At 58.2% G+C, this 26293-nt stretch carries 25 protein-coding genes; 17 read left to right on the top strand and 8 right to left on the bottom strand.

What is annotated here, in order from left to right; all coding sequences use genetic code 11:
- Positions 1 to 25 precede the first annotated feature (25 nt).
- From GHN92_RS05640 to epsC, 5 genes are all read left to right on the top strand, one after another.
- Complete coding sequence (locus GHN92_RS05640) at positions 26 to 1366, top strand: hemolysin family protein (RefSeq protein ID WP_094999623.1); 1341 nt, start codon at positions 26 to 28, stop codon at positions 1364 to 1366.
- A 207-nt stretch (positions 1367 to 1573) separates the two neighbouring features.
- On the top strand, positions 1574 to 2881 hold the full coding sequence (locus GHN92_RS05635; protein ID WP_094999624.1) for a CitMHS family transporter: 1308 nt from the start codon (positions 1574 to 1576) through the stop codon (positions 2879 to 2881).
- A gap of 295 nt (positions 2882 to 3176) precedes the next feature.
- Positions 3177 to 4835, top strand: a complete 1659-nt coding sequence (locus GHN92_RS05630; protein ID WP_094999625.1) for a Na/Pi cotransporter family protein — start codon at positions 3177 to 3179, stop codon at positions 4833 to 4835.
- A gap of 83 nt (positions 4836 to 4918) precedes the next feature.
- Entirely contained in the window at positions 4919 to 6295 is a 1377-nt protein-coding gene (locus tag GHN92_RS05625; protein ID WP_095020610.1) for a pitrilysin family protein, read from the top strand.
- Positions 6296 to 6390: 95 nt separating this feature from the next.
- Positions 6391 to 7317, top strand: coding sequence for a serine O-acetyltransferase EpsC (gene epsC, locus GHN92_RS05620; protein ID WP_094999627.1), 927 nt, complete (start codon positions 6391 to 6393; stop codon positions 7315 to 7317).
- Between the two features lie 114 nt (positions 7318 to 7431).
- Here the strand turns inward: epsC and trpA are convergent, their stop codons facing one another.
- Positions 7432 to 8238 (bottom strand): tryptophan synthase subunit alpha, encoded by an 807-nt coding sequence (gene trpA / locus GHN92_RS05615; RefSeq protein WP_095038471.1) that lies wholly within the window; start codon positions 8236 to 8238, stop codon positions 7432 to 7434.
- On the bottom strand, positions 8238 to 9458 hold the full coding sequence (gene trpB / locus GHN92_RS05610; RefSeq protein ID WP_095020612.1) for a tryptophan synthase subunit beta: 1221 nt from the start codon (positions 9456 to 9458) through the stop codon (positions 8238 to 8240). The genes trpA and trpB overlap by 1 nt, the downstream gene beginning before the upstream one ends.
- A gap of 113 nt (positions 9459 to 9571) precedes the next feature.
- Here trpB and GHN92_RS05605 point away from each other — a divergent pair, with 113 nt between their 5' ends.
- The gene (locus GHN92_RS05605; protein ID WP_153379664.1) at positions 9572 to 10468 is read left to right on the top strand and encodes a LysR family transcriptional regulator; all 897 of its coding nucleotides are present in this window, start codon (positions 9572 to 9574) and stop codon (positions 10466 to 10468) included.
- Here GHN92_RS05605 and GHN92_RS05600 read toward each other — a convergent pair.
- Complete coding sequence (locus GHN92_RS05600) at positions 10465 to 10791, bottom strand: YqjD family protein (RefSeq protein ID WP_016782799.1); 327 nt, start codon at positions 10789 to 10791, stop codon at positions 10465 to 10467. The genes GHN92_RS05605 and GHN92_RS05600 overlap by 4 nt on opposite strands.
- Before the next feature lie 154 nt (positions 10792 to 10945).
- Between GHN92_RS05600 and GHN92_RS05595 the strand changes: the two genes are divergently transcribed.
- Entirely contained in the window at positions 10946 to 11161 is a 216-nt protein-coding gene (locus GHN92_RS05595; RefSeq protein ID WP_094999631.1) for a dodecin, read from the top strand.
- Between the two features lie 119 nt (positions 11162 to 11280).
- Positions 11281 to 11505: a DUF1161 domain-containing protein gene (locus GHN92_RS05590; RefSeq protein WP_094999632.1), complete on the top strand. Its 225-nt coding sequence runs from the start codon at positions 11281 to 11283 to the stop codon at positions 11503 to 11505.
- Between the two features lie 120 nt (positions 11506 to 11625).
- Here the strand turns inward: GHN92_RS05590 and GHN92_RS05585 are convergent, their stop codons facing one another.
- Positions 11626 to 12630 (bottom strand): LLM class flavin-dependent oxidoreductase, encoded by a 1005-nt coding sequence (locus GHN92_RS05585; RefSeq protein ID WP_095020613.1) that lies wholly within the window; start codon positions 12628 to 12630, stop codon positions 11626 to 11628.
- A 215-nt stretch (positions 12631 to 12845) separates the two neighbouring features.
- On the opposite strand from GHN92_RS05585, the gene GHN92_RS05580 reads away from it, so the two are divergent.
- Together GHN92_RS05580 and GHN92_RS05575 are read left to right on the top strand one after the other, a co-directional pair.
- Positions 12846 to 13277 carry an OsmC family protein gene (locus tag GHN92_RS05580; RefSeq protein ID WP_094999634.1) on the top strand — a complete coding sequence of 144 codons (432 nt, stop codon included), beginning with the start codon at positions 12846 to 12848 and terminating at the stop codon, positions 13275 to 13277.
- A gap of 147 nt (positions 13278 to 13424) precedes the next feature.
- Positions 13425 to 13670 carry a DUF1161 domain-containing protein gene (locus tag GHN92_RS05575; protein ID WP_094999635.1) on the top strand — a complete coding sequence of 82 codons (246 nt, stop codon included), beginning with the start codon at positions 13425 to 13427 and terminating at the stop codon, positions 13668 to 13670.
- On the opposite strand, the gene GHN92_RS05570 is transcribed toward GHN92_RS05575, so the two are convergent.
- Positions 13662 to 14078, bottom strand: coding sequence for a hypothetical protein (locus tag GHN92_RS05570; RefSeq protein WP_133144125.1), 417 nt, complete (start codon positions 14076 to 14078; stop codon positions 13662 to 13664). The genes GHN92_RS05575 and GHN92_RS05570 overlap by 9 nt on opposite strands.
- Before the next feature lie 74 nt (positions 14079 to 14152).
- Here GHN92_RS05570 and GHN92_RS05565 point away from each other — a divergent pair, with 74 nt between their 5' ends.
- Together GHN92_RS05565 and GHN92_RS05560 are read left to right on the top strand one after the other, a co-directional pair.
- A complete protein-coding gene (locus GHN92_RS05565; RefSeq protein WP_150629114.1) occupies positions 14153 to 15199 on the top strand; it encodes an aminopeptidase in 1047 nt (348 codons plus the stop codon).
- A 112-nt stretch (positions 15200 to 15311) separates the two neighbouring features.
- Complete coding sequence (locus tag GHN92_RS05560) at positions 15312 to 17318, top strand: M3 family metallopeptidase (RefSeq protein WP_094999638.1); 2007 nt, start codon at positions 15312 to 15314, stop codon at positions 17316 to 17318.
- A 6-nt stretch (positions 17319 to 17324) separates the two neighbouring features.
- On the opposite strand, the gene GHN92_RS05555 is transcribed toward GHN92_RS05560, so the two are convergent.
- Complete coding sequence (locus tag GHN92_RS05555; RefSeq protein WP_153379662.1) at positions 17325 to 17957, bottom strand: dual specificity protein phosphatase family protein; 633 nt, start codon at positions 17955 to 17957, stop codon at positions 17325 to 17327.
- 300 nt (positions 17958 to 18257) lie between these two features.
- On the opposite strand from GHN92_RS05555, the gene GHN92_RS05550 reads away from it, so the two are divergent.
- Genes GHN92_RS05550 through GHN92_RS05540 form a run of 3 tightly spaced genes read left to right on the top strand, consistent with a single transcriptional unit; the run spans position 18258 to position 22048 of the window.
- A complete protein-coding gene (locus GHN92_RS05550; RefSeq protein ID WP_153379660.1) occupies positions 18258 to 18998 on the top strand; it encodes a gluconate 2-dehydrogenase subunit 3 family protein in 741 nt (246 codons plus the stop codon).
- Between the two features lie 2 nt (positions 18999 to 19000).
- On the top strand, positions 19001 to 20785 hold the full coding sequence (locus tag GHN92_RS05545; RefSeq protein ID WP_094999640.1) for a GMC family oxidoreductase: 1785 nt from the start codon (positions 19001 to 19003) through the stop codon (positions 20783 to 20785).
- Between the two features lie 12 nt (positions 20786 to 20797).
- Positions 20798 to 22048: a cytochrome c gene (locus GHN92_RS05540; protein ID WP_153379658.1), complete on the top strand. Its 1251-nt coding sequence runs from the start codon at positions 20798 to 20800 to the stop codon at positions 22046 to 22048.
- Between the two features lie 107 nt (positions 22049 to 22155).
- On the opposite strand, the gene GHN92_RS05535 is transcribed toward GHN92_RS05540, so the two are convergent.
- Entirely contained in the window at positions 22156 to 22797 is a 642-nt protein-coding gene (locus GHN92_RS05535; protein ID WP_094999642.1) for a transporter substrate-binding domain-containing protein, read from the bottom strand.
- A 139-nt stretch (positions 22798 to 22936) separates the two neighbouring features.
- On the opposite strand from GHN92_RS05535, the gene GHN92_RS05530 reads away from it, so the two are divergent.
- On the top strand, positions 22937 to 23374 hold the full coding sequence (locus GHN92_RS05530; RefSeq protein WP_094999643.1) for a DUF4399 domain-containing protein: 438 nt from the start codon (positions 22937 to 22939) through the stop codon (positions 23372 to 23374).
- Between the two features lie 58 nt (positions 23375 to 23432).
- Here the strand turns inward: GHN92_RS05530 and serA are convergent, their stop codons facing one another.
- Complete coding sequence (serA, locus tag GHN92_RS05525) at positions 23433 to 24662, bottom strand: phosphoglycerate dehydrogenase (protein ID WP_083369705.1); 1230 nt, start codon at positions 24660 to 24662, stop codon at positions 23433 to 23435.
- A 206-nt stretch (positions 24663 to 24868) separates the two neighbouring features.
- Between serA and GHN92_RS05520 the strand changes: the two genes are divergently transcribed.
- Entirely contained in the window at positions 24869 to 26263 is a 1395-nt protein-coding gene (locus GHN92_RS05520; RefSeq protein ID WP_094999644.1) for an FAD-binding oxidoreductase, read from the top strand.
- Positions 26264 to 26293: the final 30 nt, after the last annotated feature.

The following is a 26293-nucleotide window of genomic DNA, read 5'->3' as shown; positions in this document are numbered from 1 at the left end:
ACGACGGAACCCGTAAAACTCCATCATGGACCCTTCCCCTGGCTTGACCCTCGCGACACTCTTCGCCGACTTCGGCATGATTCTTTTTGCTTTGATCCTGGTTTTGCTCAACGGTTTTTTCGTTGCGGCCGAATTTGCCATGGTCAAATTGCGCTCCACCCGGGTTGAGGCGATAGCCGAAGACAACGGCTGGCGCGGGCAGATCCTGCGCACCGTGCATAACCAGCTCGACGCCTACCTGTCTGCCTGCCAGCTGGGTATCACCCTGGCCTCGCTGGGCCTGGGCTGGGTCGGCGAGCCGGCGTTCGCCCATATCCTGGAGCCGCTGCTGGGCGCCATCGGTGTCTCGTCGCCTGAAGTGATCAAGGGCGTATCGTTCTTTACCGCCTTCTTTATCATTTCCTACCTGCACATCGTGGTCGGTGAGCTGGCGCCCAAGTCCTGGGCCATCCGCAAGCCAGAGACCCTGTCGCTGTGGACCGCCGTGCCGCTGTACCTGTTCTACTGGGCCATGTACCCGGCGATTTACCTGCTCAACGCCAGTGCCAACGCGATTTTGCGTATTGCCGGCCAGGGTGAGCCCGGTGCCCATCACGATCACGCTTACAGCCGTGAAGAACTCAAGCTGATCCTGCACTCCAGCCGTGGCCAGGATCCGAGCGACCAGGGCATGCGCGTGCTGGCTTCTGCCGTGGAAATGGGCGAGCTGGAAGTGGTCGACTGGGCCAACTCCCGCGAAGACCTGGTGACCCTGGATTCCAAGGCGCCGCTCAAGGACATCCTGGCGCTGTTCCGTCGCCACAAATTCAGCCGCTACCCGGTCTATGATGCCGACACCAACACCTTCGTCGGTTTGCTGCACATCAAGGATCTGCTGCTGGAACTGGCCGACCTGGACCACTTGCCCGAAACCTTCAACCTTGAAGAACTGACCCGACCGCTGGAGCGGGTGTCGCGGCATATGCCGCTGAGTCAGTTGCTTGAGCAGTTCCGCAAGGGCGGCGCGCACTTTGCCCTGGTTGAAGAAGCTGACGGCAAGGTGGTGGGCTACCTGACCATGGAGGACGTGCTGGAAGTGCTGGTAGGTGATATCCAGGACGAACACCGCAAGGCCGAGCGCGGCATTCTGTCGTATCAGCCTGGCAAGCTGCTGGTGCGCGGCGACACGCCGTTGTTCAAGATTGAACGCTTGCTGGGTGTGGACCTTGACCACGTTGAAGCCGAAACCGTCGCGGGCCTGATCTACGACACCCTCAAGCGGGTTCCGGCCGAAGAAGAACAACTGGAAGTCGAAGGCCTGCGCATCATCATCAAAAAGATGAAAGGTCCGAAAATCGTCCTGGCCAAAGTCCTCAAGCTGGATTAAATCCCGCTCTTTGTAGCAGCTGCCTCGTTCCTTCGGCAGCTGCTACAAGGATTTATGCAACTCTCCCTTCTGTAAGAACTTTTGCCAGCGAAAGCTGGCTGAAAGCTTCCCTCTCTAGCATCGAGTCATTACCGGCAACAGACCGGTTGGCCTGCCACGCGTACAACCCGCGGTCAGCGCCTTACTACAACAATAAGGGTGACTTTCATGCTGACCTTCCTTGGCTTTGCCATGGTCATTACATTCATGTACCTGATCATGACCAAGCGTCTTTCCGCCCTGATCGCCCTGATTCTGGTGCCCATCCTGTTTGCCGTTTTCGGCGGTTTTGCCCCGAAAATCGGCCCGATGATGCTCGAAGGCATCACCAAGCTGGCCCCTACCGGGGTGATGCTGATGTTCGCCATCCTCTACTTTGCCCTGATGATCGACTCCGGTCTGTTTGACCCGGCAGTGCGCAAGATCCTCAAGCTGGTCAAGGGTGATCCGCTGAAAATCTCGGTGGGCACGGCGGTGCTGGCGCTGGTGGTGTCCCTGGATGGCGACGGCGCGACCACCTACATGATTTGCGTAGCGGCCATGCTGCCGCTCTACAGCCGTATCGGGATGAGCCCGCGGATCATGGCCGGCCTGATCATCCTGGCCGGCGGCGTGATGAACATGACGCCCTGGGGCGGCCCGACTGCACGGGCGGCCAGTGCGCTGCACGTCGATCCTTCGGATATTTTTGTACCGATGATCCCGGCCATGCTCGCCGGCTGCGCAGCGATCCTGGTCATCGCCTGGTTCTACGGCAAGCGCGAGCGTGCGCGTCTGGGCGAATTGCACCTGCACGGCGATGAAGTCGACCACAGCGAAATCAGCGTGTCGCAGTATCCAGATGCACGTCGACCTAAACTGATCTGGTTCAACGGTGCATTGACCCTGGCGCTGATGATCGCGCTGATTGCCGGCCTGCTGCCTCTGCCCGTGTTGTTTATGGTCGCGTTCAGTATCGCGATGATCGTCAACTATCCTTGCCTGCAACAGCAAAAAGACCGTGTAGCGGCCCATGCTGGCAGTGTCCTGGCAGTGGTTGGGCTGATTTTTGCCGCGGGTATCTTCACTGGCATCCTGTCGGGCACCGGGATGGTCGATGCCATGTCCAAAAGCCTGTTGGCCGTGATTCCGCCTGCGCTCGGGCCGTATCTGGCGGTGATCACCGCGCTGGTGAGCATGCCCTTCACCTTCTTCATGTCCAACGATGCGTTCTACTACGGGGTACTGCCTGTATTGGCCGAAGCGGCCAGCCACTACGGCATCACTGCCGCCGAAATGGCCCGTGCCTCAATTGTCGGCCAGCCAGTGCATTTGCTCAGCCCGCTGGTGCCCTCGACCTACCTGCTGGTAGCCCTGGCCGGTATCGAGTTTGGCGATCACCAGCGTTTCACCCTCAAGTGGGCGATTCTGGTGTGCCTGTGCATCATGGTCGCCGCGCTGCTGCTGGGCACATTCCCGCTGTTCAGTACGCTGTAACACAGCAATCGCGTAGCAGCTGCCGAGGAACGAAGGCTGCGTTCGAGCGCGAAGCGGTCGTAAAGTCTGAGCCTATGGTGTGCCTGACACACCGCAATCGCCGATTTTACGACTGCTGCGCAGCCGGACGCAGCCTTCGTTCCTCGGCAGCTGCTACGAGGTATTAATCTTTCAACCCTGCCCCTGCTATGCGATGCTGGCGCTCTGCTCAATTGCCGACTACATCTTAAGAAACATCTGTAGGAACGGCCCGCAGCTATCTGATCCTTAGACACATCTACCACAGGGAGCCAGCATGCTGACCCTGCTCAATCTGCTTTCCGCCGTGGCCTTGCTCATCTGGGGCACGCATATCGTCCGTACCGGCATCTTGCGGGTCTACGGTACCAACCTGCGCCATGTCATCGGGCAAAACGTCTCCAGGCGCATGTTTGCCTTTGTCGCGGGGATCGTGGTTACCGCCATGGTGCAGAGCAGCAACGCCACGGCCATGCTGGTCACTTCCTTTGTCGGCCAGGGGCTGATGGCGCTCACTCCCGCGCTGGCCACCATGCTCGGTGCGGATGTCGGTACGGCCTTGATGGCGCGGGTGCTGACCTTCGACCTGTCGTGGCTGTCGCCGCTGTTGATTTTTCTGGGTGTGATTTTCTTTTTGACCCGCAAGCAAACCCGTGCCGGGCAACTGGGGCGGGTGGGCATTGGCCTGGGCTTGATCATCCTGGCGTTGCAATTGATTGTCGAAGCCGCCACACCCATCACCCATGCTCAAGGCGTGAAGGTGATTTTTGCTTCTTTGACCGGCGATATTCTGCTCGATGCCCTGGTTGGCGCCCTGTTCGCCATGGTGTCTTACTCAAGCCTGGCGGCCGTGCTGCTGACCGCCACATTGGCGGGCGCGGGGGTTATCAGCCTGCATGTGGCCATCGGCCTGGTGATTGGCGCCAATATCGGCAGCGGCATACTGGCGTTTCTCAGTACCAATATGCAGAACGCAGCGGGCCGGCAGGTGGCATTGGGGAGCCTGCTGTACAAGCTGATCGGCCTGTTGTTGATCATGCCCGTGCTCGACCCGCTGGTGGCCTGGATGGACAGCCTGAGCTATAGCGCCCAGGAGTTGGTGATCGGCTTCCATCTGCTCTACAACACCGCCCGCTGTTTCTTGATGTTGCCGACAGTAGGCCTGATGGCGCGCATTTGCGCCTGGCTGCTGCCTGAGCGCGAGCAAACCAACGGTGTCGCCAAACCGCGCCACCTGGACCCCGCCGCCCTCGATACACCGAGCCTGGCGCTAGCCAATGCAGTGCGCGAAACCCTGCGCATTGGCGACCTGATCGACACCATGTTGGTCAATATGCTCGACGTTCTACGCGGCAAGCAAACGGCTATCACCGCGGAAATGCGCACGTTGAGCGATGAAGTCGAAGTGCTCTACAGCGCGGTAAAACTCTATCTGGCACAAATGCCTCGGGAGGATTTAAGCGAGCAGGACAGTCGGCGCTGGGCTGAAATCATCGAACTGGCGATCAACCTCAAACTTGCCAGTGATGTAATCGAACGCATGCTGCGCAAAGTCCAGCAGCAGAAAACCTCCCAGCGCCGGTCATTTTCAGAAACAGGGCTGGAGGAGCTGGTGGGCCTGCAAACCCAGTTAATCGATAATTTGCGTCTTGGGCTGACGGTGTTTCTCAATTCCGACCCGCAGAACGCCCGCCAATTGCTGCGTGAAAAACGCCGCTTTCGCGCCCAGGAGCGGCGTTTGGCCCACGCTCACGTAAGTCGCTTGCAGCGTAAAGTCACACAAAGTATCGAGACCAGTTCTATGCATCTGGAGCTGATCGCGGACATGAAACGCCTTAACTCGCTGTTTTGCGGCAGCGCCTACGTGGTGCTGGAGACCTCTGAAACCGGGGCCCTGGAGCTGGATGACGCAGCCGACACGCAACATTCGCCTTGAACGTTGTACGTCGGGCTGTTGTCAGCCGTTATGCAGCGACTAAGCTGCACGGGCTCAAGGATTCGAGAATTCAGGGATTTTTTATGCGTTGCCTGCTGTTTATCTGCTTGCTGCTTGGCGCTGCCCAAGGCTTTGCCCTGGATCGCTACAGCGTTGAGGGCTATCAACTGCCCAATGGTCTGCAACTGATCCTCAAACCCAACAACGATCGCGATCATGTGGCTATTCGGCTGGTGGTGGGGGTGGGTATGGATGACTTTTCCTGCGCCGATCAGCAATTGCCCCATCTGCTGGAACATTTGCTCTTCAGCGGCATCGACGACACCGGTGAAGGGGGGCTGGAGGAGCGCATGCAAGCGTTGGGGGGCGAATGGAACGCTTTTACCAGCAGCGCCGATACCACCTTTGTAATCGAGGCTCCGGCAAAAAATCAGCGCAAGATTCTCGACCTGCTGCTGGGGTTGCTGACCCGCACCCAGCTGACCGAACAACGTATCAGCGACGCCAAACAGGTGGTCGAGCGCGAAGACGGCGGCCATTATTCGCACTTGCAGCGCTGGCTGGACCGTCAGGACCTGGGCCACAGCGCCAGCAACCAGCTGGCTGTCGAATTGGGCCTGAAGTGCGCCGAGCGGGCCGAAGTGCATGACCTTACCCGCCAGCAGCTAGAGGCTGTACGCCAGAAGTGGTACGCGCCCAACAACATGACGCTGATTATCGTCGGCGACCTTGACCGTTTCTTGCCAGCTTATCTTGAGCGAGCCTACGGTGCCCTCGAGCCGGTTGACCCCAGCGAGCACCGTCCCCTGGCCGCCATCGATGCCAAGGCCGACGCAGAGCGCGAGCTGGTGCGCGGTGTGGTCGGCGATACGGCAACCCTGCACTGGTTGCTGCCCGAACCGGTTATCGAAGGGCAATCCGATGAAACCTGGACCCTGCTGCGCGATTATCTGGAGTGGGCGCTGTACAGCGAACTGCGGCTCAAGCACGGCTTGTCTTACGGCCCCTGGGCTGAGCGCGAGGTGTTTGGCGGCGTGAGTTTTCTGAGTCTGAATGCGGATCTTGAACGCGAGAACGTGCCCAGGGCCCGTGAGGTGATGCAGCAACTCACGTCACGGCTGCTCAAGGACGGGCTGGATCCGCAGGTGTTTGCCCGACTCAAGCAAACGGCCATTTCCCGTCAGGCGTGGACGGTGCAAGGCAGCAGTGCGCTGGCTGATTACTACTGGGCCTCGCTGGGAGACTACGATGAAGGCCGTTTTGCCGACCCTGCCCGGCAGTTGCAGGCCATTAACCTGGAGCAGGCAAATGCCGCACTGCGCGAGTTATTTGCCGAGCCCGGGTACATTCGCATCGAAAAGCCGCTATTCAGCTATCACGGCTTGAGCATGGCCATTTTGGGCGGGTTGCTACTGTTGATCAGCGCCGCGGTGGGTTGGCGCCTCTGGCGCCGGCGTTAAGGCTTGATTGCCGGAGTCGCAAACGTTTTGATACCGTAAAATCATTGCCTATTCGCGGCTGGTTGATCCAGCCGCCAGCGTGCGGAGTATTCATCGTGAGTGATCGTTCCAATCCTTGGCAATTGCAGGCCATCGTCTGCCAACTGCGCGCGGCGCGAAACCAGTGGCGTACGCAAAACGGCCGCGTCAGTGGCGAACAGGGCGGTCGCGAGCTGCCGTCGCGTGCTGCAATGGCCGATATTCTTGAAGCTCTTTGCGGTGCTTTGTTTCCGATGCGTTTGGGCCCGGTGGACCTGCGTGAAGAGAGCGAAGATTTCTACGTGGGCCACACCCTGGACGTAGCCCTCAATGCGTTGCTGACCCAGGCCCGGCTGGAGTTGCGTTATGTCGCGCGTCAGGGCGGGTTGCCGGATGAGGGAGTGGATGCGACGGCGACCTTGCTGATTCAGGACTTTGCCCTGGCTTTGCCGGGTTTGCGCAGCATTCTCGATACTGACGTACTGGCCGCTTACCACGGTGACCCGGCGGCGCGCAGCGTCGATGAAGTGCTGCTGTGCTACCCGGGAATTCTGGCGGTGATTCATCACCGGTTGGCGCACCACCTGTACCGTGCCGGGCTACCGTTGCTGGCGCGGATCAGCGCAGAAATCGCCCATTCGGCCACGGGGATCGACATTCACCCCGGCGCGCAGATTGGCCGCAGTTTCTTTATCGATCACGGCACGGGCGTGGTGATTGGTGAAACTGCGATTATTGGCGAGCGTGTGCGGATTTATCAGGCGGTGACGTTGGGTGCCAAGCGGTTCCCGGCGGATGAGTCGGGACAGCTGCAAAAAGGCCATCCACGTCATCCGATCGTTGAGGATGATGTGGTGATTTATGCGGGAGCGACGATTTTGGGGCGTATCACCATTGGTCAGGGTTCGACCATTGGTGGCAACGTATGGTTGACCCGCAGCGTACCGGCAGGCAGCAACCTGACCCAGGCTAACCTGCTGCATGATGACGGGACGCAGAAGTAATACTGTGTAAGCCTCTTGCCCTCACCCCAGCCCTCTCCCGGGGGGGAGAGGGAGCCGATGTGTGGTGACATCCCCCAATCAGTCCCCTCTCCCTCCGGGAGAGGGGCTCTTGATCTAGCGGGCGCTACGTACACCTTCAGCCAGCGCTGCACACAAACTCAGCACACCATCCACCGCCTGTTCAGGCGTCGCTGCATTCTCGATCTTGTCGATCAGGGCCGAGCCCACCACCACGCCATCGGCCAGGCGGGCAATTGCCGCAGCCTGTTCAGGGGTACGGATACCAAAGCCCACGCTGATCGGCAAATCAGTATGCCGACGCAGACGCGCGATAGCCGCGCCCACCTGTTCCGTGGTGGCCGAACCGGCACCGGTCACGCCCGCCACCGAAACGTAATACACAAAGCCCGAACTGCCAGCCAATACGGTCGGCAGGCGCACGTCGTCTGTGGTTGGCGTGGTCAGGCGGATAAAGTCCAGGCCTGCAGCCTGCGCCGGGTCGCACAGCTCGCTGTTGTGCTCGGGTGGCATGTCGACCACGATCAGGCCGTCTACGCCCGACTCTTTGGCTTCGGCGATAAAACGCGCCACGCCATAGTGGTGGATCGGGTTGAAATAGCCCATCAGCACCAGCGGAGTGTCGTTGTTACCGGTACGAAATTCACGAACCATCTGCAGGGTTTTTGCCAGGTTCTGCTTGGCACCCAACGCACGGATGTTGGCCAGTTGAATCGCCGGGCCGTCGGCCATCGGATCGGTGAAGGGCATGCCCAGTTCGATCACATCGGCGCCTGCTGCCGGCAAGCCTTTGAGGATGGCCAGCGAGGTGTCGTAATCCGGGTCACCGGCGGTGACAAAGGTCACCAGCGCCGCGCGGTTTTGTTCCTTGAGAGCGGTAAAGCGCGTTTGCAGGCGGCTCATCAGTGTTGCTCCTGTTGAGACTGTTCCATGTGGTGCATCACGGTTTGCATGTCTTTGTCGCCGCGACCCGAAAGGTTGACCACCATCAGGTGATCGGCCGGCAGGGTCGGTGCTCGCTTGAACACTTCGGCCAGCGCGTGGGCGCTTTCCAGGGCCGGGATGATGCCTTCAAGGCGGCAGCATTTGTGGAAGGCATCCAGCGCCTCAGCGTCGGTCACCGAGGTGTATTGGACACGACCGATATCGTGCAACCAGGCGTGTTCAGGGCCGATGCCCGGGTAGTCCAGGCCTGCGGAAATCGAATGGGCGTCGATGATCTGGCCATCGTCGTCCTGCAACAGGAAGGTACGGTTGCCGTGCAGCACGCCCGGTTCGCCGCCATTGAGGCTGGCTGCGTGCTTGCCGGTTTCGATACCGTAGCCGGCGGCTTCTACGCCGATGATTTCAACGCTGGTGTCATCCAGGAACGGGTGGAACAGGCCCATGGCGTTGGAGCCACCGCCGATGCATGCCACCAGGCTGTCCGGCAGGCGGCCTTCCTGTGCTTGCATCTGGTCGCGGGTTTCCTTGCCGATCACGGCCTGGAAGTCGCGCACCATCGCCGGGTAAGGATGCGGGCCAGCCACGGTGCCGATCAGGTAAAAGGTGCTGTCAACGTTGGTCACCCAGTCACGCAAGGCTTCGTTCATTGCATCTTTGAGGGTGCCGGTGCCGGCCACCACCGGGATCACTTCGGCGCCCAGCAGCTTCATGCGGAACACGTTGGCCTGCTGGCGCTCGATGTCGGTGGTGCCCATGTAGATCACGCACTGCAGGCCAAAGCGCGCAGCCACGGTGGCAGTGGCCACGCCGTGCATGCCGGCGCCGGTCTCGGCGATGATGCGTTTTTTGCCCATGCGCCGTGCCAGCAGGATCTGGCCGATGCAGTTGTTGATCTTGTGGGCGCCGGTGTGGTTCAGCTCTTCGCGCTTGAGGTAGATCTTGGCGCCGCCACAGAACTCGGTCAGCCGCTCGGCGAAGTACAGCGGGCTTGGGCGGCCCACGTAGTCGCGTTGGAAGTAGGCCAGCTCCTTGATGAACTCAGGGTCTTTTTTCGCCAGCTCGTACTCGCGATCCAGGTCAAGGATCAGCGGCATCAGGGTTTCAGCCACATAACGGCCGCCAAATGAGCCAAACAGGCCATTGGCATCAGGGCCGGTACGCAAAGTGGATTGAGTCATGTGACGCTCCAGATAAAAAATGGCGAAGGTCTATGGGCCTGACTGTACCCGTGACAGCCCGGGATGAAAACCGATAAGATCGCCGTAACCTGTCAGGAAAACTCACAGATACCATGAGCCGCGATCTCCCCCCTCTTAATGCCCTGCGTGCCTTTGAAGCCACCGCCCGCCTGAGCAGCGTCAGCCAGGCGGCTGAGCAGCTACACGTCACCCACGGTGCCGTCAGTCGGCAATTGAAAGTGCTGGAAGAGCACCTGGGGGTGAGCCTGTTCGTCAAGGAAGGGCGCGGGCTAAAGCTTACCGAAGCCGGTATCCGCTTGCGGGATGCCAGTAGCGAAGCCTTTGAGCGCTTGAGAAATGTATGCGCTGAACTCACGCAAAGCCAGGTTGACGCTCCGTTCGTGCTCGGCTGTTCAGGCAGTTTGCTGGCGCGCTGGTTTATTCCGCGCCTGGGCCGATTGAATGCCGACTTGCCTGACTTGCGCCTGCACCTGTCGGCCGGTGAAGGCGATCTGGATCCGCGTCGCCCCGGGCTGGATGCTTTGCTGGTGTTTGCCGAGCCACCCTGGCCAGCAGACATGCAGGTTTACGAATTAGCCAGCGAGCGCATTGGCCCGGTGGTCAGTCCCCGATATGCGCGGTACGAACAACTGCGCCATGCCCCGGCCAGCGCCTTGCTCGACGAACCGTTGCTGCACACCACTTCGCGGCCGCAGGCATGGCCGAGCTGGGCGCAAAAAAACGCAATTGAGATGAAGGATTTGCAATACGGGCAGGGGTTTGAACACTTGTATTACTTGCTGGAAGCCGCCGTTGCGGGGCTGGGTGTAGCGATTGCTCCCGAGCCGCTGGTGGCCCAGGACCTGCAAGCAGGACGGCTGGCTGCGCCCTGGGGCTTCAATGAAACCCCGGGGCAACTGACGTTATGGTTGCCCAAGCGCGCCGCAGACGGACGCGCCAGGCAACTTGCGCAATGGCTCAAGGCAGAGCTTGCGCGCAGCGCAGATTAATTGCCGCGCTTGCACAACAGGAAGGCTGCCAGCAGACCCAGTGCGCCGATGGCAACGCCAGCGGTGGCATACGGATGCTCTTGGGCGTATTCACGGGTAGCGATCGCGGTTTCGCGGGTTTTGTCCTTCACTTCTTCCAGCGCATCGCTGAGCAGATGACGTGAATGCTTGAGCGCGTTCTCGGCGTTGTTCTTGAGGATGCCAAGGGTCTTTTTGGACTCGTCCGAAGCGTCGTGCTTGAGGCTTTCAAGAGACTTGAGCAGGCTCTCGATCTCTGCTTCCATGCTTTGCAATGAGGCTTTACGTAAAGAGTTGCTAGCCATTAGGGCTCTCCTGCATTGATGAGTGAGGTGCTTGTTAAGTCGGACTACAGGGGCGTGAGAAAGTGCAGTTAACCTGAACTTTTCCTTTTAGATTGCCTACAAAGTATTTAGCACATTCGCTGCTAGGCTTTGATTTACGACAAAGGAGAACGTTATGTCTGACCATCACACCTACAAGAAAGTCGAATTGGTAGGCTCGTCCCCGACCAGCATAGAAGACGCCATCGGTAATGCACTGGCCGAAGCCAACAAAAGCATCAAGCACCTTGAATGGTTCGAGGTGATCGACACCCGCGGCCATATCAAGGACGGCAAGGTGGCGCACTATCAGGTAACGCTCAAAATCGGCTTCAGGATTGCCAGCAGTTGATTTGAGGCAAGGTTTTGCCCCGTGGACTGGCCGTTTGCCATAAAGTCCGCTACACAGTCTGGGTGCAATGCGGCATGTTCGCATTGCACCCTTTTTGTTTTGACCGGGGAATGTGACCGATGAAAAAGCTTTTATTGGCTGTAGGTTTGCTGAGTCTGGCAGGAACGGCGTTCGCGGCGGGCAAGCCGTGCGAAGAACTGAAAAGCGAAATCGCGGCGAAGATTGAAGCTAACGGCGCCAGACATTATTCGCTGACGGTTGTGGAAAAAGGTGCTGCCGCTGACGGCAAGGTAGTGGGCTCTTGCGAAGCCGGCACCAAAGAAATTGTCTACAAGCGCGGGTAAGTCCAGCGCAGTAGTAGATCTTGTGGGAGCGGGCTTGCTCGCGATGCGCACGCTGCGGTGTTTCAGATCAATCGCGTCGATACCATCGCGAGCAAGCCCGCTCCCACACTTCCCTTTGCGTCAGGCCCCTTTCATCACCTGCGACAGCAATTCATACGAGTGAATGCGGTCTGCGTGTTCGTACAGATCACAGGTAAAAATCAACTCATCGGCCTGGGTCTGCTCGACCAGCACGTCCAGCTTGGCCTTGATCTTCTGCGGGCTGCCGACCATCGCCAGGCCCAGGAAACTCATCACCGCCTCTTTTTCGTGGGGCAGCCACAAACCGTCCATCGTCGCCACCGGCGCGCGCTGCACCAGACTCTGCCCGCGCATCAGCGCCAGGATTCGCTGGTACACCGAGGTGGCCAGGTACTCGGCCTGCTCGTCGGTATCAGCAGCCACCAGCGGCACGCCCAACATCACGTAGGGCTTGTCCAGCACGGCAGAAGGCTTGAAGTGGTTGCGATAAACGCGAATCGCTTCATGCATCAACCGTGGTGCGAAATGTGATGCAAAGGCGTAAGGCAAACCCAGTTCACCGGCCAATTGTGCACTGAACAGACTGGAGCCCAGCAGCCAGACCGGCACATTGGTGCCAGTGCCCGGCATGGCGATGATCCGTTGGTCGGGAGTACGTGGGCCCAGATAGCGCATCAGCTCGGCCACATCCTGCGGGAAATCATCGGCACTGCCCGAACGCTCACGACGCAGGGCGCGGGCGGTCATCTGATCCGAGCCGGGCGCGCGGCCAAGGCCCAGGTCAATGCGTCCCGGGTACAGGCTTTCGAGGGTGCCGAACTGCTCGGCGATAACCAGCGGCGCATGGTTGGGCAGCATCACGCCGCCCGAGCCGACACGGATGGTTGACGTACCGCCGGCGAGATAACCGATCAACACCGAGGTCGCCGAACTGGCAATCCCATCCATGTTGTGGTGTTCCGCTACCCAGAAACGGTTGTAGCCGAATTTTTCCACATGCTGTGCCAGATCCAGCGAATTACGCAACGACTGGGCTGCACTGCCGTTTTCGCGGACAGGGACCAGGTCGAGGGTCGAGAATTTGATGTCAGACAGTCGTTTCATCAGCCGGCTACTCCAGGTGGGATGCAGGTCAGGGTGCTCGCATAACCTGCCAGTACTTACAGCAATATGGGCATATACCCGAGTTTCAATGGTCGACTGGGAATTGAGCTACTAAAAATGAAGATTGGTCCGACAGGGTGAACTTTGTGGGGCGAACTACCCTCACTAGTTCATTCAAGGCGTGAAACCTTCGCGCCGTTCTTCAGGAGGCACGCATGAGTATTAAAAAGAAAGCATCGGCTCATTGGGCAGGCGACCTTAAAACCGGCATTGGCTCCATCTCCACAGAAACCGGCGTGCTGCGCGAAGCGCCTTATGGCTTCAAGGCGAGGTTCGAAGGCGGTAAGGGCACCAACCCCGAAGAGCTGATCGGCGCAGCCCATGCAGGCTGTTTCTCGATGGCCTTGTCGATGATTCTCGGTGATGCCGGCCTCAAGGCCGACAGTATCGATACCACTGCTGAAGTAACCCTGGATCAAGTGGACGGCGGCTTTGCAATTACGGCCGTGCATCTGGTGCTCAAGGCCAAGGTGCCCGGCGCCACCCAGGCGCAATTCGACGAACTGACCACCAAAGCCAAAGAGGGCTGCCCGGTGTCCAAGGTACTGAACGCCAAAATCACCCTCGACGCGACGCTGGTGAGCTGACACCACCTGTGTGCCCCGCTAACCGCTAGCGGGGCACAATCGATACCCGGCTGCGACAGATCAGTCCTGCGCTGTGCGATATGTGATCGAATGGTCGTTACTCGCGTCAGATCATGACTTTGCGTTCTGCCTCAAGGGAGTCTCACCATGAAACGTTTTGCTCTAGCTGTAGTTTGCTGCGCCTTGGCCACCTCGGCTCTGGCGGCGCCCAAGCCGTGCGAAGAACTGAAAGCCGAAATCGAAGCCAAGATCCAGGCGAACAATGTGTCGTCCTACACCCTCGAAATCGTGAGCAATGAAGAAGTTCATGACGAGAACATGGTGGTTGGTTCGTGTGAAAGCGGCACCAAGAAAATCATCTACCAGAACAACGACCGTCAGCCTTCAAGGTAAGCAGTTGACCAGCCGCTCCTCGGCGACCACCTTGCCCGTTGCGTCGTACAGCCGGGCGTAGGCGTTGAAGCCCAGTGAGCGGGCCTGTAGCCGGTAACGCTGGCCGGGCTGGAAGTTGTCGTAATCGACGGTGACGTAACACAGGCGTTCCTGTGGATCACTGAACATACCCATGCCGCCGACAAACACCTCGAAATCGAAGCGCACCATCAACTCGTGGCTACCTGGCGTTACTTGAAAATAGCGGCCATCGGCCTGTCGCTTGTTATCCAGACGCTCGGCCATTACCAGCTTGCCGGTTTGGGTTTCAAGGTCGACCCAGGCCATTGTGGGATCAGCCGGGGGGATTGGCGTGCTGGTACAGGCGCTGAGCAGACAAGCAGCCAGCAACCACAAAAGCGTGCGCATGATGATGTCCAAAAAAAGTGTTACGCAAGCATAGCGTGCATTATGGTCACATCACTCGCCTACTGGATCGCTTTATGACCTCGCGTGTTCGCGGCTTGTTGGTTCTTGCCTTGCCGCTTCTGCTCAGCGGTTGCTCCAGTGCGGGCTACTACTCGCAATTGGCCACCGGCCAATGGAATTTATTGCAGGCCCGTGAACCCGTGAGCAAGGTGATTGTTGATCCCCGGCGCCCGACAGCGTTGCGTGAGCAATTGGCAAAAGCCCAGGCTGCGCGCTCCTTCGCCAGCGAGCATTTACACCTGCCGGACAACCAGAGCTATCGTCTGTATGCCGACCTGAAACGGCAGTATGTGGTGTGGAATGTCTTCGCCACCCCGGCGTATTCCCTCGACCCTGTCACCCATTGCTTTCCCATAGCCGGGTGCGTGGCCTACCGGGGTTATTACAGCCAGGGAGCGGCGCGAGGCGAGGCGGCCCTGCAACGCCAGCAGGGCATGGACGTGTTTGTCAGCGGCGTTGAAGCCTATTCCACCCTGGGATGGTTTGATGACCCGATCCTCAATGGCATGCTCAATTGGGGTGATGAGCGCTTGGCCACACTGATCTTTCACGAGCTGGCCCATCAGCAGTTTTATGTGAAGGACGACACTGAATTCAATGAGTCTTTTGCCAGTTTCGTGGAACAGGAAGGCACCCGCCAATGGCGCGTCGAACAAGGCTTGCCACCCTCCGACGGCAGCCATGTGCAGCAACGTGAACAATTTATCACCCTGGTGCTCGACACTCGCCAGCGCTTGAAGACCCTTTATGCACAGCCGTTGCCTGCAGCCGAAATGCAGCAGCGTAAAACCGCTGCATTCGAACGAATGCGCCGTGATTATCGTCAGTTACGGGATGAGCAATGGGCGGGAAATCCGCGCTATGACGCGTGGGTCAATGGCCCTCTCAATAACGCCAAATTGTTGCCCTTCGGTCTTTACGATCAATGGGTGCCTGCCTTCTCAGCCCTGTTCAAGCACGTGGGCGGCGACTGGCCGAGTTTTTATGCCGAAGTTGAACAGCTGGGTAAATTGCCCCCCGAACAGCGCAAGGCTGCCTTGTATAAATGGGCAGAACGCTGAGCTTTTTGAGGCTGCACTACATAGATAGCCCCCCTGAAATCCCTGTCTCAATAGGCTGAGAACCCACCGATACTCAGCCCGAAATGAAGCAGAACTTTCAAGGAATGCTGCCATGGAGCCAACCAACCCGCTGTTGAGCGCGACCCTTCTGCCCCTTTACAGCAAGGTACGTCTAGAACATCTCAAGCCGGCAATCGAACACATTGTTGCCGACAACCTGCAGTCAATCAGCCGAATCGTCAGTGCCCAGTCCCAACCCACATGGTCGGGTCTGGTGTTGCCGATGGAAGCCCTGACGGCGCGGCTGGATGAAGCCATTGCCGTCATCACGACACTGGGGCAGGTACCAAGAGAAGTGTCATGGGAAACAGACATCGGCCAATGTTTTCTGGCTGCCTACAATTACAAGGCGCAAGTCTTGCAAAATCGCGAGCTTTATCTGGCCTGCAAGGCTTTGGCAGAAAGCCCTGAAGCCATGCAATTTGATCGCTCGCAGCAGGCTCTATTGGGCAAGATACTGCGCGACTACCGGTTGGCTGGGAGTGAGCTGTCAGCCTCTGGCAGAGGCGAACTCATCGAGCTCAACCACGAGATATCCCGACAGGAATGGGTTTTTTACGAAAACGCACGACAATCCAGAAAATCCTGGAGCAAGCTGGTTACCGATGAGTCCTTGCTTGCGGGGCTTGCGAGTGAACTCAAGGGGCAGTTGGCAGACATTGCCACGGACGCCGACCTGCAAGGCTGGCTGATAACTCTTCAGGAGCGCGCTACCTACACCGCGATCATGCGCTCATGCGAAAACAGGGCGCTGCGCGAGGAGTTGTTCACGGCCTACAACACGCGGGCTTCCGAGCAGGGCCCCGCAGGCGGGCAATATGGCAATGGCCCGGTGCTCCATGATCTGCTCAGGCTGCGTCAGCAGAAGGCGCGCCTGCTGGGGTATGACAGCCATGCCGAGCTGAGCCTGCAGGGCAAGACGGCAACCTCGGTTGATGAGGTGCTGAGTTTTCTGCGCACTCGAATTGAACGCAAGTCGGCATTTTTTTCAACTCAAACCGCAGAGCTGCATGCCCTGGCGTCGGCCATGCAATACGACGGACTCAAACCATGGGATCTGTTGTTTCTGGCGCAAAAACGCGCTCTTCAACTAAGCCCGCTGGCGGGCGATCAATTGAAATCATATTTTGCGTTCACACGTGTATTTGAAGGCATCGTGTTACTCGTCAAGCGCCTCTTCGCGGTCGATCTGGTCGAACAGGTATCGTTTGATACATGGCACCCGGACGTTCGTTTGTTTGAAGTGGCCGAGTCAGGTGTTCGGATGGGGCATCTTTATCTCGACCCTTACCTTCGTGAATCCAAGCCGAATATGTGCTGGATGCAGTCGGCACGTAACCGCAGAATCAATCAGCAAGGGGACCTGACCACCCCGGTGGCCATTCTCTATGGCAACTTCTCACCCGAATCCCCTGGCTCCCCATCACTGCTGACGCCGCAGCAGTTAACCCTGCTTTTCCATGAGTTGGGTTGTTGCATGAAGCAACTGCTGACCCGCAGTCCCTACGGTGCATTTTCTCGCGTGGATGTACTGAATGCTGAGGCGTCCGGGTTTTCAGGCAAATGCGCTGAAAAGTGGTGCTGGTCACGGGACGGTCTGCGCTGGTTGGCCAGGCATGCCCAGCATGACAGTGAGCTGACCTATGAGCAGATAGACCAAGTACTTGAAGCGCGCAGTGCCGAGCGTTGGCTTGAAACGGCCCGCGAGCTTGGGCTTGCGCTGTTTGATTTTGAACTGCACCGCACCTGGGGCGATGGCCGCAGCGTGGAAGAGATCTGGCGCAGTGCACACAATGAACTCCAGCCGTTACCGTTGGCGCAGAACGACCGATCTGCCAACACTTTCGATGCGATCGTCTCGGGCCATGATGGCGCTTATTTCGTCAATGAATGGGCCGAAGCGATGGCTGAGCAGGTTTTTGCAAGGTTTGAACAGCAAGGTGTGTTTAACCCGCAAACGGGCTTGGCCTATCGCGAAGCCTTCCATGCACCGGGCATCGAACGCCCGCTGCATGAGTCTTTCGAGGTGTTTATGGGCCAGCCGCCCGCGAGCGTGTAGGTATCTTCAGGACTTGAGCCAGTTCTTCACCACGCATGAAGCAAAAGGGCTGGTACTGCAGGCGCCGCTGCTCAGGGCTGCGCGCAACTGTGGGATATCCGCCTTCATCATGTAGCTCTCGCCATCTTTGTGGTGCGAGTTTTCGCCAAAGCCGCCCTGGGTCATTTCTTTCAGGGCGTCTTCCTTGCTCCAGTCCTGCACGACCACGCGGTACATCGCCGCCATCAGCCCGGTACGGTCCGAACCGTGCTTGCAGTGCATCAATACAGGGCCCTGTGCTTGTGCCGTCTGGATGGCACGCAGCGCGGCCAGCACATCGGTGTCATCTACATGGTTGGTGCGATAAGGCAGTTGGACTTGAGCGACGCCTGGAGTCTTGAGCCAGGAACTGTCGGCATCAGGCAAGAAGTTGATGACGGTGGTTATCTGTAATTTTTCCAGCAGCGGCTGCGCGGCACTGTCAGGCAGTGCGCTGCGGTACAGGGTCGGGGACATTTGATAGAGGTTGTATTGCGTGGCAATGGGCTGTGCCCACTGTACAGGCCGGGCCTGGGCTGTTTCGTCGGCCAAGGCCTGAGGCACAGAAAACGCTGCCAGCAAGGTCAGGCACAGAGCAGGAAAAAACCGGGCTTTGTGCATATCAGTTCGACCATTTACAAAGAATTTGGAAGTTGAAACGCTAGATTGAGGGATGACTTATCAAAACTGTGTCAGGCATTTGTCAAAAAAGCGTGAGGGCGCAGCCAGTGATGGCCTGATGCTATTGGTGCGGCAAATTTACGCATGAAACGATTCATCTGGTCGCCTGGCCTGTTAGTATTTGTAACCAAACTTTGCCTGCGTTTTTTTTCTCAGGTCGATTTCGACCCGTATCGCTGCCAAAACGAAAAGCTGCCCATGAGCGGCTGTAATCCGTGAATGCCTGATGAGGTGCCCCGCATGTCTGAGCAAGACAACCCCCGGCGTGAGTTTTTGCGCAAAACCCTGACCCTGATTCCAGTGGTCACCGTTGCGAGCACGGGCCTGGGTGGTTCCGTTCTGATGGCTACGCCAGACGCTCAAGCCGCACCGGTCGCTGCGCCGCCCGTTGCCGCATCAGGCCCGGCCTATGAACCAACGTACTTCACGGCTGAAGAGTGGGCGTTCGTTAACGCCGCCGTCGCGCGTCTGATCCCGGCTGACGAGCAAGGCCCGGGGGCGCTCGAAGTTGGCGTTCCGGAATATATCGACCGTCAGATGAACACGCCTTACGCCAGCGGCGCGCTGTGGTTTATGCAGGGGCCGTTCAATGCCGACGCTGCGCCGGAAATGGGCTGGCAGAGCAAACTGGTGCCAAAACAGATCTATCGCCTGGGCATTGCTGCCACGGAGGAGCTCTGCAAAAAAGCCTATAACTCAACATTTGCTGGGCTAGACAGCGCTACCCGAGACGAAGTGCTCAAACAGCTGGAAGCCGGCACGCCTAAATTCGATAGCGTCCCGGCCAAGATGTTTTTCAGCTTTTTGCTGCAAAACACCAAGGAAGGCTTCTTTTGCGACCCTATTCACGGTGGCAACAAAGGCATGATCGGCTGGACCATGATCGGCTTCCCCGGCGCGCGCGCTGATTTCATGGACTGGGTAGAACGCAACGAGCAATACCCCTTCCCGGCAGTTTCCATTCGCGGCGAGAGGGCTTGAGCATGTCGACCGTTATGAAAAAAGTTGATGCAGTAATCGTTGGTTTCGGTTGGACCGGCGCGATCATGGCCAAAGAGCTGACCGAAGCCGGCCTGAATGTTGTGGCCCTGGAGCGCGGTCCGATGCAGGACACCTATCCAGACGGCAACTATCCACAGGTCATCGACGAACTTACCTACAGCGTGCGCAAAAAGCTGTTCCAGGACGTCTCCAAAGAAACCGTCACCATTCGCCATAGCGTCAATGACGTGGCCCTGCCCAACCGCCAGTTGGGCGCTTTCCTGCCGGGTAACGGTGTGGGCGGTGCAGGCTTGCACTGGTCGGGTGTGCACTTTCGGGTCGACCCGATCGAACTGCGCATGCGCAGCCATTACGAAGAGCGTTACGGCAAGAACTTTATCCCCAAGGACATGACCATCCAGGACTTCGGCGTCAGCTACGAAGAGCTGGAGCCGTTCTTCGACTATGCCGAAAAGGTTTTTGGTACGTCGGGTCAGGCCTGGACCGTCAATGGCCAACGGGTCGGTGAAGGCAAGGGCGGCAACCCTTATGCGCCGGACCGTTCGGACCACTTTCCGTTGGTGTCGCAGAAGAACACCTACTCCGCACAGCTGTTTCAGAAAGCGGCCAATGAGGTTGGCTACAAGCCTTATAACCTGCCGTCGGCAAACACCTCCGGGCCATACACCAACCCCTATGGCGCGCAGATGGGGCCGTGCAACTTCTGCGGTTTTTGCAGCGGTTATGTCTGCTACATGTATTCCAAGGCATCGCCCAACGTAAACATTCTTCCTGCCCTGAAGCCGTTGCCGAACTTCGAGCTGCGCCCGAATGCCCATGTGATCCGGGTCAACCTGGACAGCAGCAAAACCAAGGCTACCGGCGTGACCTATATCGATGCCCTGGGCCGAGAAATCGAGCAGCAGGCCGATCTGGTGATCCTGGGCGCGTTCCAGTTCCACAATGTGCGTCTGATGTTGTTGTCGGGCATTGGCAAGCCGTATGACCCGAAAACCGGCGAAGGTGTTGTCGGTAAAAACTTTGCTTACCAGAACATGGGCACCATCAAGGCCTACTTCGACAAAGACGTGCACACCAATAACTTTATCGGTGCAGGCGGCAATGGCGTGGCAATTGATGATTTCAACGCCGACAACTTCGACCACGGGCCGCACGGTTTTGTCGGTGGCTCGCCGATGTGGGTCAACCAGGCCGGTAGCCGGCCGATTGCAGGCACGTCCAACCCGCCGGGTACGCCGGCCTGGGGCAGCGCGTGGAAGCGTGCAACCGCCGATTACTACACTCACCAAGTGTCGATGGACGCCCACGGTGCGCATCAGTCCTACCGTGGCAACTACCTCGATCTGGACCCGGTGTATCGCGATGCCTACGGCCAGCCGTTGCTACGCATGACGTTCGACTGGCAAGAAAACGACATCAAGATGAACCGTTTCATGATGGAAAAAATGGGCAAGATCGCCGAAGCGATGAACCCCAAGGCCATTGCGCGTATCGGCAAACAAGTGGGTGACCACTTCAATACGTCGTCGTACCAGACCACCCACCTTAACGGTGGAGCGATCATGGGGACCAACCCGAAAACCAGTGCACTGAACCGTTACCTGCAAAGCTGGGACGTGCACAACGTGTTTGTGCCGGGTGCATCGGCTTTCCCACAAGGTTTGGGCTACAACCCTACGGGGCTGGTGGCTGCATTGACCTATTGGTCGGCGCGGGCAATCCGTGAGCAGTATCTGAAGAACCCCGGCCCACTGGTTCAGGCATAAGGAGCGATGACCATGAAAGCACTTGTTATCGCAACCCTGAGCCTGCTCGCCAGCTTTTCGGCGGTGGCCGCTGAAAGCGACCCGCAGGCGTTGATCAAACAAGGTGAATATCTCGCCCGTGCCGGTGACTGCGTGGCGTGCCATACGGCCAAGGGCGGCAAGCCGTTCGCCGGTGGCCTGGCGATGGAGACGCCGATCGGCACCATTTATTCGACTAACATCACGCCAGACAAAAACGGCATTGGCACTTACAGCTTTGAAGATTTCGACAAAGCCGTGCGTCACGGTGTTGCGCAGAACGGCAGCACGTTGTACCCGGCCATGCCGTATCCGTCCTATGCTCGGGTCAACGAGGCCGATATGCGGGCGTTGTATACCTACTTCATGAAGGGCGTTAAACCTGTCGAGCAAGCGAACCAGGAAGCCGATATCCCGTGGCCGTTGAGCATGCGCTGGCCGCTGGCGATCTGGCGCTGGCTGTTTGCCCCTGCGGTTGAAGATTTCAAGCCGCAAGCCGGGCAGGACGCGGTAGTTAGCCGTGGGGCGTATCTGGTGGAAGGCTTGGGCCACTGCGGTGCATGCCATACGCCACGGGCCCTGACCATGCAGGAAAAAGCCTTGAGTGCCAGTGATAGCCCGGCATTTCTGTCAGGCAGTGCCCCGCTGGAAGGCTGGATCGCGAAGAACCTGCGCGGTGATCACAAGGACGGTCTGGGCAGCTGGAGCGAAGACCAGCTGGTGCAGTTCCTCAAGACCGGCCGCAGTGATCGCAGTGCGGTATTTGGCGGCATGAGCGATGTGATCGTACACAGCATGCAGTACATGTCCGACGCTGATCTGACGGCCATTGCCCGTTACCTGAAGTCGTTGCCAGCGGTGAATCCGGCTGACAAACCGCATCAGTACAACCCGGCAGTGGCGGATGCCCTGTGGAACGGTGATGACAGCAAGCGTGGCGCTGCGGTGTACATCGACAACTGTGCGGCTTGCCATCGTACCGACGGTCACGGCTATACCCGTGTGTTCCCTGCCCTGGCGGGCAACCCGGTATTGCAGTCGGCCGACCCGACGTCGTTGATACATATCGTGCTTAAGGGAGGGACGTTGCCTGCAACGCATACAGCGCCATCGACGTTCACCATGCCCGCTTTCGACTGGCGTTTGTCGGATCAGGAAGTGGCCGATGTGGTCAATTTCATCCGCACCAGTTGGGGCAACCAGGCGGCTGAGGTGAAGGCCGGGGATGTGAAGGCGATTCGTTAACCCTTAGTATTCGGTGGGAGCGGGCTTGCTCGCGATGCAGACAACTCGGTATGCCTGACTTACCGAGTCGCTCCCATCGCGGGCAAGCCTGCTCCCACATTGGGTATTCAGGGCTGTCTTGCAGACATCCCGAACCACTTCTGCGACAACGCCTCCAGCCTCCCGTCTGCCTTGATCCGCTGCAAGGCCTTGTCCAGGCTGGCCTGGAACGCCGGGTTGCCTTTCTGGAAGGGGATTACCAGGGCAACTTCCTCATCTGTGACCGGCGTTTTCTGCGCCACCGTGACCAATGGCCCACGTTCGACAAACCCATTGCCCTGAGCTACGCCTAAAGTCTGGCCTTGAAACATTGCAAGGCTGTTGAGTGAGCGCGGCTGCTCTTGCCGGGCAATCGTCTGCGCTGGCAGATGGCTGTAAGGTTCGCTGAAATCGAACCGATCCTGGAGTTCCTGGGTCAAAGCCACATGATTGATCGCGACATCGTATTTGCCGCTCTCAACCCCTGACAGCAAGTCAGCGTTATCGGTGACCAGAATGGAGGAATGTACTTCCAGTTCCTGAGCCAGCAACTCGGCCAGTTCAACGTCAAAGCCGGTCAGACGCCCGTCCTGCTTGAAGCTGAACGGTGCCATGTCGGCTTCCAGGGCTATGCGCAGTTCACCACGGTCGTTGATGTCGTCGATCAGTTCGGCCTGAGCAAAAGGGCTCGCCAGTGGCAGTAAAAGCATCAGGCCCGGCAATAAACGCATGGTCACTCCTTTGGTTGGGATGCAAGCGAATCGCATTTAACGTTCGCTTTGCTTTATGTTGGTCACTTGCGGGGTTGGACAACGGTTTGGCTCTAAGTTGTCAGGCACCGAAGAATTTTGCAAAAAACCGGAGAAAAAAATGAAAGCTCTACTGTCTCGTGTTGCGCTGGCTTCTGTATTGATGGGCGCTTCGGTCATGGCCACAGCGGCTGGCCTGGAATCGGAGCCTGCACCAAAAGGCGCCAAAGTGTTTATCGTCGAACCTAAAGACGGTGCCACGGTTGATCAAACTTTCACCGTTAAATTCGGTATTGAAGGCATGCCTCTGGCGCCTATCACTGAGGCCACGCCGCATGCGGGCCATCACCACCTGCTGATCGATGTCGACCAGTTGCCGGCCGAGAACGCACCGATCCCGGCCGATGCCAACCATATCCATTTCGGCAAGGCCCAGACCGAAACCCAGGTCACCCTGCCACCTGGCAAGCACACCCTGCAACTGGTGCTGGGTAACCAGGTTCATGTGCCGTTCAAGCCAAGCATCGTGTCGGAAAAAATCACGGTTAATGTGAAATAAGCTTTTTCGACGCATAAAAAAGGGAGACCCGAGGGTCTCCCTTTTTAGTGAGAGGCGTTTAGAACAACACGCGGCAGCGAATAGTGCCGTTGATGGTCTGCAGCTTCTCTTGCGCCAGGTCCGAAGACTCGGCGTCGACGTCGATCACTACATAGCCAACTTTCTCGTTGGTTTGCAGGAATTGGCCGGAGATGTTGATCCCGTTTTCGGCGAAGATCTTGTTGATCTCGCTCATCACGCCCGGGATGTTCTGGTGGATGTGCAGCAGGCGGTGCTTGCCAGGGTGGGCCGGCAGGGCCACTTCCGGGAAGTTCACGGACGATACCGAGGTACCGTTGTCGCTGTACTTGACCAGTTTTTCTGCCACTTCCAGACCGATGTTGGCTTGCGCTTCAGCGGTAGAACCGCCGATGTGCGGGGTCAGGATCACGTTGTCCAGGCCACGCAGCGGGCTTTCGAACACGTCGTCGTTGGAGCGCGGCTCAACCGGGAACACGTCGATGGCGGCGCCGATCAGGTGCTTGTCCTTGATTGCGTCAGCCAGTGCGTCCAGCTCAACCACGGTGCCGCGAGCGGCGTTGATCAGAATGCCGCCCTTTTTAATGGCACGGATTTCTTTCTCGCCGATCATCCACTGGGTGGCTGCGGTTTCCGGTACGTGCAAGGTGACGATGTCGGACATGCCCAACAGTTCGTGCAGATTGCCGACCTGGGTGGCGTTGCCCAATGGCAGCTTGGTCACGGTGTCGTAGAAGAACACCTGCATGCCCAGACCTTCAGCCAGAACCGACAGCTGAGTACCGATCGAGCCGTAACCCACGATACCCAGCTTTTTGCCGCGGATTTCGAAGGAGTTGGCTGCGCTTTTGATCCAGCCGCCACGGTGGCAGGAAGCGTTTTTCTCAGGGATGCCACGCAACAACAGGATCGCTTCAGCCAGCACCAACTCGGCCACCGAACGGGTGTTGGAGTAAGGGGCGTTGAAAACAGCGATACCGCGTTCGCGAGCAGCGTTGAGGTCGACCTGGTTGGTGCCGATGCAGAAACAACCAACGGCGACCAGTTTCTTGGCGCAATCGAACACTTCTTCGGTCAGCTGGGTACGAGAACGGATGCCGATAAAGTGGGCATCAGCGATCTTTTCCTTCAGCTGGGCTTCAGGCAAGGAACTGGTGATGTACTCAATGCTGGTGTACCCGGCGGATTTGAGCACTTCAACAGCGGATTGGTGGACGCCTTCCAAAAGAAGGAACTTGATCTTGCTCTTATCGAGAGAAGTCTTGCTCATCTGCGTAAACCTGTGTCCCAGAGAAAAAATGGCAGGGAATGGACAGCGAGAGCTGACCTGGCCGGCGTGAAAACCGGCCCCGAGAATCGTCCTGTGGCTCGATTCTGCGAGGGGGTCGTATGCTAGCATAAGCGCCCCGCTAAACACCCATTCCTGCGACGTGAAGCGTTCTCAGGATGACCATGAATTGTTCGAGAGTTCTGTTGATGACCCATCCTGCCTTGATTGATGAGCTGAAGACCCTGGTAGAGCCTGGCAAGGTTTTGACCGACGCCGACTCCCTTAATGCTTACGGCAAGGACTGGACCAAGCATTTCGCTCCCGCCCCGTTGGCCATTGTGTTCCCGAAAACCACCGAGCAGGTGCAGGCCATCGTGCTGTGGGCCAACGCCCATGACGTGGCACTGGTGCCGTCGGGTGGCCGTACCGGTCTGTCGGCTGCTGCCGTGGCCGCCAATGGCGAAGTAGTGGTGTCGTTCGACTACATGAATCAGGTGCTGGACATCAACCTGACCGATCGCACCGTGGTCTGCCAGCCTGGGGTGGTCACCGAGCATCTGCAGAACCTGGCCGAAGAAAACGGCCTGTACTATCCGGTGGACTTCGCTTCGGCTGGCTCCAGCCAGATTGGCGGCAATATCGGCACCAATGCCGGCGGCATCAAGGTGATTCGCTACGGCATGACCCGTAACTGGGTGGCCGGCATGAAAGTGGTCACCGGCAAGGGCGATGTGCTGGAGCTCAACAAGGACCTGATCAAGAACGCCACCGGCTATGACATGCGCCAGCTGTTTATCGGTGCCGAAGGCACCCTGGGCTTTGTGGTGGAAGCCACCATGCGCCTGGACCGTGCGCCGAAAAATCTGACGGCGATGGTGTTGGGCACGGCAGATTTCGATTCGATCATGCCGGTACTGCACGCCTTCCAGAACAAGCTCGATCTGACGGCTTTCGAGTTCTTCTCCGACAAGGCGCTGGCCAAGGTCATGGGTCGTGGCGACGTGCCTTCCCCGTTTGAAACCGACTGTCCGTTCTATGCGCTGCTGGAATTCGAGGCGACCACTGAAGAGGTTGCCAATGCGGCCCTGGAAACCTTCGAGCACTGCATGGAAGAAGGCTGGGTACTTGATGGCGTGATGAGCCAGAGCGAAACCCAACTGCAGAACCTGTGGAAACTGCGCGAGTACATCTCGGAGACCATTTCCCACTGGACGCCATACAAAAACGACATTTCGGTCACCGTGTCGAAAGTCCCGGCATTTTTGAAAGAAATTGACGCGATCGTCGGCGAACACTACCCGGATTTCGAAATTGTCTGGTTCGGCCACATTGGCGACGGCAACCTGCATTTAAACATCCTCAAGCCTGAAAACCTGAGCAAGGATGAGTTCTTCGCCAAGTGCGCGACGGTGAACAAGTGGGTGTTTGAAACCGTTGAGAAATACAACGGCTCGATCTCTGCCGAGCATGGCGTGGGCATGACCAAGCGTGACTACCTGACCTACAGCCGTTCGCCGGTTGAGATCGAGTACATGAAAGCGCTCAAGGCCGTGTTCGACCCTAAAGGCATCATGAACCCCGGCAAGATTTTTGCGGTTTAAAGTTAACTGTATTCAATAGCGGAGTCGGTC

It is taken from the genome of Pseudomonas sp. FSL R10-2964 (genome assembly GCF_009600035.1).
In the GTDB taxonomy this organism is placed as follows: Bacteria; Pseudomonadota; Gammaproteobacteria; order Pseudomonadales; family Pseudomonadaceae; genus Aquipseudomonas; species Aquipseudomonas bubulae.
The sequence above is the reverse complement of the archived record's forward strand: the minus strand, read 5'-3'. Positions and strand labels throughout refer to the sequence as shown.

Coding starts and splice junctions, on each gene's coding strand:
- GHN92_RS05640 (WP_094999623.1), top strand. CDS start 26: ATGGACCCTTCCCCTGGCTTGACCCTCGCGACACTCTTCGCCGACTTC.
- GHN92_RS05635 (WP_094999624.1), top strand. CDS start 1,574: ATGCTGACCTTCCTTGGCTTTGCCATGGTCATTACATTCATGTACCTG.
- GHN92_RS05630 (WP_094999625.1), top strand. CDS start 3,177: ATGCTGACCCTGCTCAATCTGCTTTCCGCCGTGGCCTTGCTCATCTGG.
- GHN92_RS05625 (WP_095020610.1), top strand. CDS start 4,919: ATGCGTTGCCTGCTGTTTATCTGCTTGCTGCTTGGCGCTGCCCAAGGC.
- trpA (WP_095038471.1), bottom strand. CDS start 8,238: ATGAGCCGCCTGCAAACGCGCTTTACCGCTCTCAAGGAACAAAACCGC.
- trpB (WP_095020612.1), bottom strand. CDS start 9,458: ATGACTCAATCCACTTTGCGTACCGGCCCTGATGCCAATGGCCTGTTT.
- GHN92_RS05605 (WP_153379664.1), top strand. CDS start 9,572: ATGAGCCGCGATCTCCCCCCTCTTAATGCCCTGCGTGCCTTTGAAGCC.
- GHN92_RS05600 (WP_016782799.1), bottom strand. CDS start 10,791: ATGGCTAGCAACTCTTTACGTAAAGCCTCATTGCAAAGCATGGAAGCA.
- GHN92_RS05595 (WP_094999631.1), top strand. CDS start 10,946: ATGTCTGACCATCACACCTACAAGAAAGTCGAATTGGTAGGCTCGTCC.
- GHN92_RS05590 (WP_094999632.1), top strand. CDS start 11,281: ATGAAAAAGCTTTTATTGGCTGTAGGTTTGCTGAGTCTGGCAGGAACG.
- GHN92_RS05585 (WP_095020613.1), bottom strand. CDS start 12,630: ATGAAACGACTGTCTGACATCAAATTCTCGACCCTCGACCTGGTCCCT.
- GHN92_RS05580 (WP_094999634.1), top strand. CDS start 12,846: ATGAGTATTAAAAAGAAAGCATCGGCTCATTGGGCAGGCGACCTTAAA.
- GHN92_RS05575 (WP_094999635.1), top strand. CDS start 13,425: ATGAAACGTTTTGCTCTAGCTGTAGTTTGCTGCGCCTTGGCCACCTCG.
- GHN92_RS05570 (WP_133144125.1), bottom strand. CDS start 14,078: ATGCGCACGCTTTTGTGGTTGCTGGCTGCTTGTCTGCTCAGCGCCTGT.
- GHN92_RS05565 (WP_150629114.1), top strand. CDS start 14,153: ATGACCTCGCGTGTTCGCGGCTTGTTGGTTCTTGCCTTGCCGCTTCTG.
- GHN92_RS05560 (WP_094999638.1), top strand. CDS start 15,312: ATGGAGCCAACCAACCCGCTGTTGAGCGCGACCCTTCTGCCCCTTTAC.
- GHN92_RS05555 (WP_153379662.1), bottom strand. CDS start 17,957: ATGCACAAAGCCCGGTTTTTTCCTGCTCTGTGCCTGACCTTGCTGGCA.
- GHN92_RS05550 (WP_153379660.1), top strand. CDS start 18,258: ATGTCTGAGCAAGACAACCCCCGGCGTGAGTTTTTGCGCAAAACCCTG.
- GHN92_RS05545 (WP_094999640.1), top strand. CDS start 19,001: ATGTCGACCGTTATGAAAAAAGTTGATGCAGTAATCGTTGGTTTCGGT.
- GHN92_RS05540 (WP_153379658.1), top strand. CDS start 20,798: ATGAAAGCACTTGTTATCGCAACCCTGAGCCTGCTCGCCAGCTTTTCG.
- GHN92_RS05535 (WP_094999642.1), bottom strand. CDS start 22,797: ATGCGTTTATTGCCGGGCCTGATGCTTTTACTGCCACTGGCGAGCCCT.
- GHN92_RS05530 (WP_094999643.1), top strand. CDS start 22,937: ATGAAAGCTCTACTGTCTCGTGTTGCGCTGGCTTCTGTATTGATGGGC.
- serA (WP_083369705.1), bottom strand. CDS start 24,662: ATGAGCAAGACTTCTCTCGATAAGAGCAAGATCAAGTTCCTTCTTTTG.
- GHN92_RS05520 (WP_094999644.1), top strand. CDS start 24,869: ATGACCCATCCTGCCTTGATTGATGAGCTGAAGACCCTGGTAGAGCCT.